We start from the raw sequence: 12,423 nt of genomic DNA, 5'->3' as shown, positions 1-12,423 counted from the left end.
GTCATCGGTGCGCCGAGGCTCAGTGCGCCTGCGGCGGCAGCGCGGCGATCAGCGGGTGGTCCTTGGAGATCACACCCACCTTCGACGCTCCGCCGGGCGAGCCGATGTCGTCGAAGAACTCCACGTTCGCGCGGTAGTAGTCCTTCCACTCCTCGGGCAGGTCGTCCTCGTAGTAGATCGCCTCGACCGGGCAGACCGGCTCGCAGGCGCCGCAGTCGACGCACTCGTCGGGGTGGATGTACAGCGACCGTTCGCCCTCGTAGATGCAGTCGACCGGACACTCGTCGATACAGGCCCTGTCCTTCACATCGACGCACGGGAGAGCGATGACATAGGTCACAGTGGATCGGATCCCTTCAGGTGGAGCTGTCCCTCTAGCTTAGGCCGTCGCGGGCCGGCTGCCGGGTCTTCACATCGGGCCAGGCGATCACGATCGCCGCGATCAGGATGGGCCCCACGAGCCACACCTGTCCGGCGAGGTCGTTCTGGATGAGCACGGAGCCGCCCGCGCTCTGCTGCGCGAACAGGAGGATGACGGCGATGCAGCCCAGCGCCGCGAGCAGCGCGGGCAGCCGGCTGTGGCCGAGCAGCCGCAGACCGACGAGCAGGGCCGTGAACGCCAGAAGCGAGCCGATCAGGCCCAGCGGGATCGGGATCCCCCAGGTCACCGAGTACTGGTGGGCGACCGTCCCGATCGCCCCGAAGACTGCTCCCGCCAGCACGAGGAGGATGGCGCTGACGATCCGGCTGAGCATCCTCGCATCCTATCTGGACACATCCAGGACGGTGCTCTACGCTCGATTCAGTAAGGTTAGCCTTACCAATCATGAACCCCTCCCCCGACGAAGGTCACCTGTGCTCGCGAACTACCTGATCGGCCTCCGCGAAGGCCTCGAGATGGCGCTCATCGTCACCATCCTGGTGGCCTACGTGGTGAAGCTGGGCCGCACCGAGGTGCTGTCCAAGCTCTGGATCGGCGTGGGCATCGCGCTCATCGTCCCGCTCGGGATCGGCGCCGTCCTCACCTGGGGCCCCTACGGCATGAGCTTCCAGGCGCAGGAGATCCTCGGCGGATCCCTCTCGCTGGTCGCGGTCGGGTTCGTCACCTGGATGGTGTTCTGGATGGGCAAGACCGCCCGCAGCATGAAGTCCACCCTCCAGAACCGCCTCGATTCCGCGCTCGTCGGCGCCGGCTGGGGCGTCGTGCTGCTCGCCATGCTGAGCGTCGGACGCGAAGGCATCGAGACCTCGCTCTTCGTCTGGGCGACCGTCGCGAGCACCGGGGGCAGCTGGGAGCCGGCCGTCGGCGCCCTCCTCGGCATCGCCACCGCCGCGGTCATCGGCTTCCTGCTCTACCGCGGCATGGTCAAGATCAACCTCGGCAAGTTCTTCACCTGGACCGGCGCCTTCCTCATCCTCGTCGCCGCCGGCGTGCTCGCCTACGGGCTCGGAGACCTGCAGGAGGCCGGACTGCTCCCCGGCGGAGGCGTCCACGCGTACGACATCAGCCGCGCGATCCCCGCCTCCAGCTGGTACGGCACCCTGGCCGCCGGCATCCTCAACTTCAACCCGTCGCCGACCGCACTGCAGGTCGCGGCCTGGTTCACCTACCTCGCTGTGGTCGGCTACTTCTACATCCGGCAGCACCGTTCCGCCGCACGACCCGCGCCGACGGCACCGGCCGCGGCTTCGGCGCCGCACGCGCCGATCGCGTCGTGACCCCCTCTTCTTGACCCCTCACTGCACCACAAGAGAAAGAACAGCACACCCATGCCTCGACAGCGCCCGGTGACCACCCGCACGCTCGCCTCCCGCTCGACCCGACGCCGCCTCACGGCCGTCGCCGGATCCCTCGCGGGGACCGCCGCCCTGGCCGCCGCGCTCACCGGCTGCGTCCCGAACCAGGCCACCGCCTCGGACGAGGCCATCGCGGTCACCCTGAGCGACGACAAGTGCACGGTGTCCACCAACACCGCGAAGGCCGGACCGATCACCTTCCAGGTGACCAACACGGGCACCGACGTCAACGAGTTCGAGCTGCTTGCCACCGACAAGCTGCGCATCGTCGGTGAGAAGGAGAACATCGGCCCGGGCACGACCGTCAACTACGTGGTCCAGCTCCCTGAGGGCGACTACTTCTCGGCCTGCCGCAAGGGGATGGTGGGCGAGCCGGCGCACGTCGCCAAATTCACCGTCACCCCGGGCACCGGCAAGACGGTCTCGCAGAGCGAGAGCAAGCAGGTCGCCCAGGCCGTCGCCAACTACACCGGCTACGTGAAGGACCAGTCCGGCGCGCTGCTGACCGCGACGAAGACCTTCGCCACCGCCTACGCCGGCGGCGACGACACGGCCGCCCGCGCGCAGTACGCAGCGGCCCGCTCCTTCTACGAGCGCATCGAGCCGACCGCCGAGCAGTTCGGCGACCTCGACCCCGCCCTCGACCTGCGCGAGGCCGACCTGGCCGAGGGCCAGGAGTGGACCGGCTGGCACCGCATCGAGAAGGACCTGTGGGCTCCCGCCGGGTACACGCCGTCCGACGCCGCAACGCGCACGCAGCTCGCCGACAAGCTCGTGACCGACACCCAGCGCCTGTACGACCTCGTCCACGCGAAGGACTTCACGCTCACCATCGACCAGATCTCCAACGGCGCCATCGGCCTGATGGAGGAGGTAGCCGGGTCGAAGATCACGGGCGAGGAGGAGGCCTTCTCGCACACGGATCTGCAGGACTTCCAGGCCAACCTCGAGGGCGCCCAGGTGGCCTACGGTGTCGTCCGCGACATCGCCGAGCAGAAGGGCAGCAACGGCAAGGACGTCGTGGCGAAGCTCGACGGCGAGTTCACGACCATCGAGAAGACGCTGGCCCAGTACCGCTCGGGAGACGGCTTCGTCAGCTACACGGAGCTCAGCACCGAGCAGGTCAAGGAGCTCTCCGACCAGGTCAACGCGCTCAGCGAACCGCTCAGCCACCTGACCTCGATCATCGTCAAGTAGGGCGCGTGACCGAGAACCACCACGACGGCGAGCGCCCGGAGGCCGACCAGGTCACCGGGCGCTCCGGCCTGTCCCGTCGAGGGATGCTCGGCCTCGCGGGCGCGACGGTCGGGGCCGGGCTCGTCGGCATCGGCGCGGGTGTCGCGGCCGACCGTGTCGTGGTCGGCGCGACCGCTGCCTCCGCCACGACGTACCCGTTCTACGGCGCCCACCAGGCCGGTATCACCACACCTGCGCAGGACCGCCTCCACTTCGCCGCCTTCGACACCTCCCCCGGCCTCGACCGGGACGGGCTGATCGAGCTGCTGCACGACTGGACGGCCGCCGCCGCGCGGATGACGCAGGGACGTCCCGCCGGCAAGTACGGCCCGGCATCCGGACCGATGGATGCTCCGCCGGACGACACCGGTGAGGCGCTCGACCTGCCGCCCGGCGGCCTGACGCTCACCTTCGGCTTCGGTCCGACGCTGTTCCGCACGGCGAGCGGCGAGGACCGGTTCGGGATCGCGTCCCGCCGCCCGGAGGCCCTTGTGGACCTGCCCCGGTTCCCCGGCGACGCGCTGCAGGAGTCGATCACCGGCGGCGACCTGTGCGTGCAGGCGTGCAGCGACGACCCGCAGGTGGCTGTGCACGCCATCCGCAACCTCTCCCGCATCGCCTTCGGGCGCGCGGCGATCCGCTGGTCGCAGCTCGGCTTCGGCCGCACGTCGTCGACCTCCCGAGCCCAGGTGACCCCGCGCAACCTGTTCGGCTTCAAGGACGGCACAGCGAACATCAAGTCCGAGGACCAGACCGTGGTCGAAGACCAGGTGTGGGCCTCCGGGAGCGACGGCGCCGGGTGGATGGCCGGGGGCTCCTATCTCGTCGCCCGCAAGATCCGCATGGTCATCGAGACCTGGGACCGCCAGCAGCTCGGCGAGCAGGAGCGCATCATCGGCCGCGACAAGGGCGAGGGGGCGCCGCTCTCCGGCGGCACCGAGTTCAGCGACCCCAACTTCCTGGCGCTGGCGAAGGACGGCGGCACGAAGATCGACCCCGACTCGCACGTGCGGCTCGCGCATCCCACGATGAACAGCGGCGCGCAGCTGCTCCGTCGCGGCTACAACTTCGTCGACGGCAACGATGAGCTGGGCCGCCTCAACGCTGGGCTGTTCTTCATCGCGTTCCAGCGGGATCCGCGGAAGCAGTTCATCCCGATCCAGCAGCGCCTGGCGCAGAACGACCTGATGAACGAGTACGTCCGCCACGTCGGCTCCGGCGTGTTCGCGGTGCCGCCCGGTGCGAAAGAGGGCTCGTATGTGGGAGCCGGGCTCTTCGCCTAGCTTCTTCGCCTGACCTCTTCGCTCAGCCGGCCGACGGCGTCGGGCTCGGCGTGCCGCCCTTCGACACCGAGTAGTTGGCGGCCCAGCCGTTGCTTCCCGCGTCCGTCACCACGACGAGCACGCCGTACGTGCCGTTGCTGAACGTCCCGGTGCCGCCGCCGTTCGGGCCGCGGGTGCCGAACTGGCCGGTGAACCCGGCGTCGGTGAGCTGCTTCTCGATGGCGGTGTAGGCGTCGCCGTTCTCGACCTTGACGGTCACGTTCCACACCTTGTCTGCTCCGGAACCGAGGCCGGCGCCGAACACGACGTCGCCGTCGGCGAGCGGGACCTCCTTCGGGAAGTCGGCCGGGACGGATTTGCCGCCCAGGTCGACGTTGCCGCCGGAGACATCCTTCACGACGCCCTGGAAGCTGCACGCGGTCAGCGCGGGGGCGGCGCCCAGGAGCAGGACGGCAGCGAGGGGCAGGGCGACGAGGCGGCGTTTCATGCTGCCATTCTCCCGGATGACCGACCGGCCCTGGCTAGGCAGTGCCGTCAGCGGCCATCCAGAGGACGCAAAACGCCGTTCTGGCTGAGCCAGAACGGCGTGTTGCGACCCCTCGGTGAGCGGGGCAGGTCAGACGGCTGCGGCGTCCTGGCGCTTGAGGCGGGCGGCGGCGCGACCGCGGGCGGTCGCATCCAGCTCGACCTTGCGGATGCGCACGGCCTCCGGCGTCACCTCGACGCATTCGTCGTCGCGGGCGAACTCCAGCGACTCCTCGAGGGTCAGCTGACGGCTCGGCGTCATCGACTCGAACGTGTCGGCCGTGGAGGAGCGCATGTTGGTGAGCTTCTTCTCCTTGGTGATGTTCACGTCCATGTCGTCCGCGCGCGAGTTCTCGCCGATGACCATGCCCTCGTAGACCTCCTCCGTGGGGTTCACGAAGAACGTCATGCGCTCCTGGAGCGCGATGATGGCGAACGGCGTCACGACGCCGGCGCGGTCGGCCACGATCGAGCCGTTGCTGCGGGTCACGATGTGACCCGCCCACTCGTCGTAGCCGTGCGAGATCGCGTTCGCGATGCCCGTGCCGCGGGTGGTGGTGAGGAACTCGGTGCGGAAGCCGATCAGACCGCGCGACGGGACGATGAACTCCATGCGGACCCAGCCGGTGCCGTGGTTCGCCATGTTCTCCATGCGGCCCTTGCGGGCGGCGAGCAGCTGCGTGATCGCGCCGAGGTACTCCTCGGGGGCGTCGATGGTCAGGTGCTCGAACGGCTCGTAGGTCTTGCCGTCGATCTTCTTGGTGACCACCTGCGGCTTGCCGACGGTGAGCTCGTAGCCCTCGCGGCGCATCTGCTCGACGAGGATGGCCAGCGCCAGCTCGCCGCGGCCCTGCACCTCCCACGCGTCGGGACGGCCGATGTCGAGGACGCGGAGCGAGACGTTACCGACCAGCTCGCGGTCGAGGCGGTCCTTCACCATGCGCGCGGTCAGCTTGTGACCCTTCACCTTGCCGACCAGCGGCGAGGTGTTCGTGCCGATGGTCATCGAGATCGCGGGCTCGTCGACGTGGATCGCGGGAAGGGGTCGCACGTCGTCCGGGTCGGCCAGGGTGTCGCCGATCATGATGTCGGCGAAACCGGCGACGGCGACGATGTCGCCGGGGCCGGCGGACTCGGCCGGGTAGCGGTCGAGCGCCTTGGTGATCAGGAGCTCGGTCACGCGGACGTTGTGCACGTCGCCGTCGTGACGGACCCAGGCGACGGTCTGACCCTTCTTCAGGGTGCCGTTGAAGATGCGGAGCAGCGCGAGACGGCCGAGGAACGGCGACGCGTCGAGGTTGGTCACGTGCGCCTGCAGCGGGGCCTCGGGGTCGTAGCTCGGCGCCGGGATGTGCTCCAGGATCGCCTCGAACAGCGGCTCGAGGTCGTCGTTGTCGGGCAGCTCGCCGTTCGCCGGCTTGTTGCGGCTCGCAGCGCCGGCGCGACCGGACGCGTAGACGACGGGGACGTCGAGGATCGCATCCAGGTCGAGGTCCGGGACGTCGTCCGAGAGGTCGCTCGCGAGGCCGAGCAGGAGGTCCTGGCTCTCGCCGACGACCTCGTCGATGCGGGCGTCACCGCGGTCGGTCTTGTTGACCGCGAGGATGACGGGGAGCTTCGCCTCGAGCGCCTTGCGCAGCACGAAACGGGTCTGGGGCAGCGGGCCCTCGGACGCATCCACCAGCAGGACGACGCCGTCGACCATGGAGAGGCCGCGCTCGACCTCGCCGCCGAAGTCGGCGTGGCCCGGGGTGTCGATCACGTTGATGGTGATCGGGCCGTTCGGGGCGTGCTTGCCCTTGTACGAGATCGCCGTGTTCTTGGCGAGGATGGTGATGCCCTTTTCGCGCTCGAGCTCGTTCGAGTCCATCGCGCGCTCCTCGACGTGCGCGTGCGCGTCGAAGGAGTTCGTCTGCTTGAGCATGGCGTCGACCAGCGTGGTCTTGCCGTGGTCGACGTGGGCGACGATCGCGACATTTCGCAGATCATCGCGGCGGGCGACGGCGTTCTCGGACATGCGTACAGACTCGACTCTCGTCAGAAGGAAGAAGGGGAACGGTCCATTCTATCGTGGATCCGCTCCCCTTCTCCTGTGTCCGCTGTCAGCGAGCCCTTCAGCCCTGCGAAACGGAGGACGTTCGCGCGGTCACCGCCGCCCGCACCTCCCATTCGTGCGTGCCAGCGGCGTGTCCTTCCGGATCTCCTCCGTTTCGCCCGGCCCCGCCGAACCGCAATGGCCGTCCGAAACGGAGGAGATCCGACGCGCCACTCCGGACGATGTCGCCAAAGGGAGGAGTTCTCGAGCGGCCCGTGCAGGGTTTCCTCCGCCGCAGATGCAAAGAGGGCCGGTCCTGGTGGACCGACCCTCCCTGTGTCATCGAGCGGCTCAGAGCCCCTGGGCGACCGGCGGCTCCGGCGCCGGAGGCTCCTCGACGATCGTCGGGGCGGGCGCGGTGTCGTCGGAACCGGCGGCGAGCAGCTCCAGGCGCAGGGCGCGACGGGCGCGCTGCTGCTCCGGGTCCGGAAGCGGCACGGCGGCGAGCAGTCGCTGCGTGTACGCCTCCTTCGGGTAGCGGAGGATCTCGTCGCGCGTGCCCACCTCGACCAGGCGGCCGTGGTGCATCACCGCGATGCGGTCGGCGAGCACGTCGATGACGGCGAGGTCGTGGGTGATGAACAGGCAGGCGAAGTTCATCTCCTTCTGGAGGGTCTGCATCAGCTGCAGCACGCGCGCCTGCACCGACACGTCCAGCGCGCTCGTCGGCTCGTCGGCGATGAGCACCTGCGGCTTCAGCGACAGGGCGCGGGCGATGCCGACGCGCTGCTTCTGGCCGCCCGACAGCTCGTGCGGGAACCGGCTGCGGTAGGCGCGCGGAAGCTCGACGCTGTCGAGCAGGCGGTCGACCTCCTTCGAGAGCTCCGCGCCCTTGAGGTTCTTCGCGAGGCGCAGCGGCTCGGCGATGGAGTCGGAGATCTGGAGGCGCGGGTTCAGCGACGACGACGGGTCCTGGAACACGATGCCGACGTTACGGTGCAGCTTGCGGATCTCGTCCCGGCTCGGGCTGCTGATGTCCTGCCCTGCGACGACGAGCTGACCCGAGTGGATGGGAAGCAGGCCGATCGCGGCGCGGCCGAGGGTCGTCTTGCCGGAGCCCGACTCGCCCACGAGGCCGACGACCTCGCCCTCGTGGATCTTCAGGTCGATGTCACTCGCCGCGCGGAACGCGGGCACGCGGCCGTGCTTCGGATACTCGATCGCGACGTTGCGGAAGTCGACGACGACCTCGCGCTTGTCCATCTCGGCCTTCTCGTGCTCGGCCTGCGCCGCCCGCTCGTTGGCGCGGATGCGCTCGGTGAACGACGCGTCCGGGTTCTCGGTGCCCGCGGCGAGGGCGGCCGTCGTGTCGATCTCCTCGTCCTCGCGCTGGCCGAGGTGCGGAACGGCGTCGAGCAGGGCGATCGTGTACGGGTGCTTCGGCTCGGCGAAGACCTCCGCCACCGTCCCCGACTCGACGATGTCGCCCTTGCGCATCACGACGATGTTGTCGGCCAGGTCGGCCACAACGCCCATATCGTGGGTGATCAGCAGGATCGCGCTGTCGAGACGGTCGCGGAGGCTGCGCAGCAGCTCCAGGATCTCGGCCTGCACCGTCACGTCGAGCGCGGTGGTCGGCTCGTCGGCGATCAGCAGCTTCGGGTCGCACGAGATCGACTGAGCGATCATCGCGCGCTGGCGCTGGCCGCCGGAGAGCTGGTGCGGGTACGAGTTGAAGGCCTTCTTCGGGTCGGGAAGCTCGACCATGGCGAGCAGCTCGAGCGCGCGCTCCTTGGCCTCGTGCGGCGACATCCCGAAGTGGATGCGCAGGGTCTCGACGATCTGGAAGCCGACTGTGTAAACCGGGTTCAGCGCCGTCATCGGCTCCTGGAAGATCACGGCGACCTGACGACCGCGCACGCGCCGCATCTGCGGCTGGCTGAGGCCGGTCAGCTCCCGGCCGTCCAGCTTGATGGAGCCGCGGACGCGCGAGTTCTTCGGCAGGAGGTCGAGGATCGCCATCGAGCTCGCACTCTTGCCCGAACCGGACTCACCCACGATCGCGAGAACTTCGCCCGCCTTGATCTGGTAGTTCAGGTTCTTTGCGGCGGGCACCCAGACGCCGTCCACACCGAAGTCGACGGAGAGGTCGTTCACCTCGAGGACGGGGCCGCCGGCCTGCGCCGTCGCCCGGACCGGGTTGGTCTCGGTCATGATTCGTGGTTCCTTTCGGGGGCGTTCCGGCGGGATGAGAGCATGGACCCATGCCCTACGTCTCCCCCGCCGAACGCGAGGTTTTCGTGTCCCGGTTCAACCGGGTCCTTGCCGTTCTGATCTGGGCGGCCGCTGCCGCCCTGACCATCGGCCTGCTGTTCAGCGTCCACGACGCCCGGCTGCTGTACATCGTGCCGGGCGCGCTGTTCGCGTTCGTCGCGTGGGCGATGCTCTGGCGTCCGCAGCTGACGGTCGCCGACGAGGGCATCACGGTCGTCAATGTCACGCGCACCGTCCGCATCCCGTGGGAGGCGCTGATCGCGGTCGACACCAAGTACGCTCTGACGCTGTACACCCCGGGCCGCAAGATCCCGGTGTGGGCCGCTCCCGCGCCCGGCACCGGAAGCACGCTCCGCGCCACCCGCAACGAGACGAAGGGCCGCATCGGCCGCCCGCGCGTCGAGGACAGCGTGCGCCGCCCCGGCGACCTGTTGGGCACCGAGTCCGGCGCGGCGGCCGAGGTCGTGCGCCGCCGTTGGGGCATGCTCCAGGACGCGGGCGCCATCGACGCGGGTCGTGCCGACGAGACGCCGGTCACGGTGCGCTGGCACCTGGTCGAACTCGCGGTGCTGGTGCTCCTGCTCGCGGGCACCGTCGCCGCGCTGCTCCTGGCCTGAACCGGCCGGGAGCAGCGCGACGCGGGCGGGCGTCACAGCACGTCCTCCGCGAGGGCCGCTCCGGTCTTCGGGCTCCGGCCGTCGCCTTCGCCCTCCTCCGGCTCCTGCTCCCGCATCTTGCGGAGGTTGAACCGGCGGTGGCGCGGGTCGAACGCGTCGCGCAGGCCGTCGCCGACGAAGTTGACGAGCAGCGCGAGCGTCACGATGAACGCACCGGGCCACCAGAACAGCCACGGACGCGTCTGGAACGCGGACTGGTTCGAGCTGATCAGGAGGCCGAGCGAGACGTCCGGCGGACGGATGCCGTAGCCGAGGTAGGACAATGCGGTCTCGAGCAGGATGGCCGAGGCCATGATCAGCGTCGAGGCCACGATGACGACGCCGATGGCGTTCGGCAGGATGTGCTTGAAGATGATGCGCGCGTCCGAGGCGCCGGCCACGCGGGCCGCCTCCACGAACTCCCGCTCGCGCAGGGAGAGGAACTCACCGCGGACCAGACGGGCGATGCCCATCCAGGAGAAGAACCCGAGCATCAACGCCAGGAAGAACGCGCCGAGACCGCCGAACGCGTGACCGACGACCGAGCCGATGACCAGCGCCGGGATGACGATGAACACGTCGGTGATGCGCATCAGGATCGCGTCGACCACGCCGCGGAAGTAGCCCGCGACGGCGCCGACGACGACACCGACGACGCTCGCGATGAGTCCGAGGACCACCATGACGAGGATCGAGTTCTGGATGCCGCGCATCGTCAGGGCGAAGTAGTCCTTGCCGATGCGGTCCTGGCCGAACGGGTGCTCCCAGGTCGGGGAGCCCTGCTGCACCTGGTCGTTCAGCTCGGTGTAGTTGTACTTCCACCAGCCGGGGATCGGACCCAGCCCGATCGCCGAGATCGAGAACAGCAGGATCAGGATGAACAGGATGGCGCTGGCGACGGCGACCTTGTTGGAGAGGAACCGCTTCCAGACGAGCTTTCCCTGGCTGACGGGCGGGGCGCTGGGCGCCTGCAGCTCATCGGCGATACGTGTGTCGTTGACGGACATTTATCGGACCCTCACTCTCGGGTCGAGTGCGGCGTACGCGAGGTCTGCCAGGAAGTTAAACAGGATGGCCATGGCCGCGATCACGAGGAAGTACGCCATGACGGGGTTGAGGTCGCCGCGGCTGAGGCCGAGGTTGAACAGCGAGCCCATGCCCGGGATGGCGAACACGCGCTCCGTGATGACCGCACCACCGAGCAGCGCTCCCACGTCGAAGGCGACGAGGGTCGTGATCGGGATGAGCATGTTGCGGAAGGCGTGACGCACGACGACGGTCCGCTCCGGCAGGCCCTTGGCGCGCGCGGTGCGGATGAAGTCCTGGTTGAGCACCTCGAGCATCCCGGCCCGCGAGTAGCGGGTGTAGGACGCGAACGAGATGAGCAGCAGGGCGATCGTCGGCAGCACCAGGTGCGTGAACGTGTCGAGGCCGGTGACCCACATATCGCCCTCGAGGCCCGGGGTCGAGGAGCCGACGGTCGCGATGGGGCGGCCGTTGGTGTCCTGGAAGTACTGCGGCCACGCCTGCATGAAGCGGTCGACGATGATCAGGAACCCCGAGACGATCGTGACGATCACAGAGATCCGCATGTTCTGGCCGCGGTCGTAGCCGCCGACGAACCAGCCGATCGCAAGGCTCACGATGATGGCCACGATCGCCAGGATGATGATCGTGCCGATGGTGGAGACATCGAAGAGCGGCTGGAGCGCGAAGTAGCAGACCAGGCTGATCGCACCCGCGATGGCCGCCGAGATGAGCGCCCGCCGGTTCTGCAGTCCCGAGATGAGCGCCGTGGCGCCGATCACGGTCGCGGCGATCAGCAGGATCATGACCACCGGGCCGAGGCCCGGCATGAGGAACCAGTTCATCGCCGACATGAGCAGCAGGACGCCCGCCGTCGCGACACCCGAGATGACGAAGGTCAGCAGACGCCGCCTCCGGTCACCGCCGATCAGCGACTGCCAGATGAGTCCGGCCACCAGCCCGATCAGCACGGCCACCCACCAGGGGATGGTCGGATGCGCGAGGAAGTTGTTGAAGCCGATCGCGACGAACTCCTTGAGCAGAACCGCCACGAGGAACGCAGGAAGCGAGTACAGGAAGAAGCTGAGGAACGTGACGACGTTGTCGAGTCCGCTGTACTGCCGCAGGGCGGTGACGATGCCGATGGTGACACCGAGGAGGATCGCGAGGATCAGGGCGAACGTGACCAGCTGCACCGTCGACCCGAGGGCCTGCGGGAGGATGTCGGTCACCTTCGCGTTGGAGACGGTGGACCCCAGGTCGCAGGCGTTGGCGAACGGGATGAGGCACTTGGCCGCACCGCCCAGCCAGAGCAGCCAGCGCAGCGGCGGCGCGACGTCGAGCTGCAGGAGCTGGATGCGCGCGTTGATGAGCTGCGTCTTATTGGGGGAATTGCTGCCTCGGAGGTCCTGGAGCGGGTCGGCGCTGTAGGCGACCAGCATGTACATCAGGAACGAGGCGGCGATGATGATGAGCACTGAGACCAGAAGGCGTCTCAGGATGAAACTCGCCATAGGTTCAAAACCTTCACTGACAGGACGCGCCGATCGGGGGTGCGGCGGAGGGGGGTTTGCCGCCAGGCGCGTATCTC

The 12,423-nt window shown here is 68.7% G+C and carries 11 protein-coding genes; 4 read left to right on the top strand and 7 right to left on the bottom strand.

All coding sequences use genetic code 11. The features are described 5' to 3' along the window. Positions 1-19: 19 nt before the first annotated feature. Positions 20-340, bottom strand: coding sequence for a ferredoxin (gene fdxA / locus H284_RS0117795; protein WP_018191484.1), 321 nt, complete (start codon positions 338-340; stop codon positions 20-22). Between the two features lie 34 nt (positions 341-374). Next, complete coding sequence (locus tag H284_RS0117790) at positions 375-755, bottom strand: hypothetical protein (RefSeq protein WP_018191485.1); 381 nt, start codon at positions 753-755, stop codon at positions 375-377. A 100-nt stretch (positions 756-855) separates the two neighbouring features. Between H284_RS0117790 and efeU the strand changes: the two genes are divergently transcribed. The 3 genes from efeU to efeB are packed head-to-tail and all read left to right on the top strand — an operon-like array spanning position 856 to position 4,316. Continuing rightward, a complete protein-coding gene (gene efeU, locus H284_RS0117785) occupies positions 856-1,719 on the top strand; it encodes an iron uptake transporter permease EfeU (protein ID WP_020077294.1) in 864 nt (287 codons plus the stop codon). Positions 1,720-1,770: 51 nt separating this feature from the next. Then, on the top strand, positions 1,771-2,994 hold the full coding sequence (gene efeO, locus H284_RS0117780) for an iron uptake system protein EfeO (RefSeq protein WP_502685491.1): 1,224 nt from the start codon (positions 1,771-1,773) through the stop codon (positions 2,992-2,994). A 5-nt stretch (positions 2,995-2,999) separates the two neighbouring features. Then, positions 3,000-4,316, top strand: a complete 1,317-nt coding sequence (efeB, locus tag H284_RS0117775) for an iron uptake transporter deferrochelatase/peroxidase subunit (RefSeq protein ID WP_020077293.1) — start codon at positions 3,000-3,002, stop codon at positions 4,314-4,316. Positions 4,317-4,338: 22 nt separating this feature from the next. On the opposite strand, the gene H284_RS0117770 is transcribed toward efeB, so the two are convergent. The 3 genes from H284_RS0117770 to H284_RS0117760 form a co-directional block, all read right to left on the bottom strand. After that, the gene (locus tag H284_RS0117770) at positions 4,339-4,803 is read right to left on the bottom strand and encodes a hypothetical protein (RefSeq protein ID WP_020077292.1); all 465 of its coding nucleotides are present in this window, start codon (positions 4,801-4,803) and stop codon (positions 4,339-4,341) included. 129 nt (positions 4,804-4,932) lie between these two features. Next, on the bottom strand, positions 4,933-6,858 hold the full coding sequence (typA, locus tag H284_RS0117765; protein WP_018191490.1) for a translational GTPase TypA: 1,926 nt from the start codon (positions 6,856-6,858) through the stop codon (positions 4,933-4,935). A 369-nt stretch (positions 6,859-7,227) separates the two neighbouring features. Continuing rightward, on the bottom strand, positions 7,228-9,090 hold the full coding sequence (locus tag H284_RS0117760; protein ID WP_020077291.1) for an ABC transporter ATP-binding protein: 1,863 nt from the start codon (positions 9,088-9,090) through the stop codon (positions 7,228-7,230). A 50-nt stretch (positions 9,091-9,140) separates the two neighbouring features. Here H284_RS0117760 and H284_RS0117755 point away from each other — a divergent pair, with 50 nt between their 5' ends. After that, entirely contained in the window at positions 9,141-9,767 is a 627-nt protein-coding gene (locus H284_RS0117755) for a PH domain-containing protein (protein ID WP_020077290.1), read from the top strand. Positions 9,768-9,799: 32 nt separating this feature from the next. Here the strand turns inward: H284_RS0117755 and H284_RS0117750 are convergent, their stop codons facing one another. Continuing rightward, positions 9,800-10,813, bottom strand: coding sequence for an ABC transporter permease (locus tag H284_RS0117750; RefSeq protein ID WP_018191493.1), 1,014 nt, complete (start codon positions 10,811-10,813; stop codon positions 9,800-9,802). After that, complete coding sequence (locus tag H284_RS0117745; protein WP_018191494.1) at positions 10,814-12,346, bottom strand: ABC transporter permease; 1,533 nt, start codon at positions 12,344-12,346, stop codon at positions 10,814-10,816. Between the last annotated feature and the right edge of the window lie 77 nt (positions 12,347-12,423).

Source organism: Cryocola sp. 340MFSha3.1 (genome assembly GCF_000383315.1).
Lineage (GTDB): Bacteria > Actinomycetota > Actinomycetes > Actinomycetales > Microbacteriaceae > Leifsonia.
The sequence above is the reverse complement of the archived record's forward strand: the minus strand, read 5'-3'. Positions and strand labels throughout refer to the sequence as shown.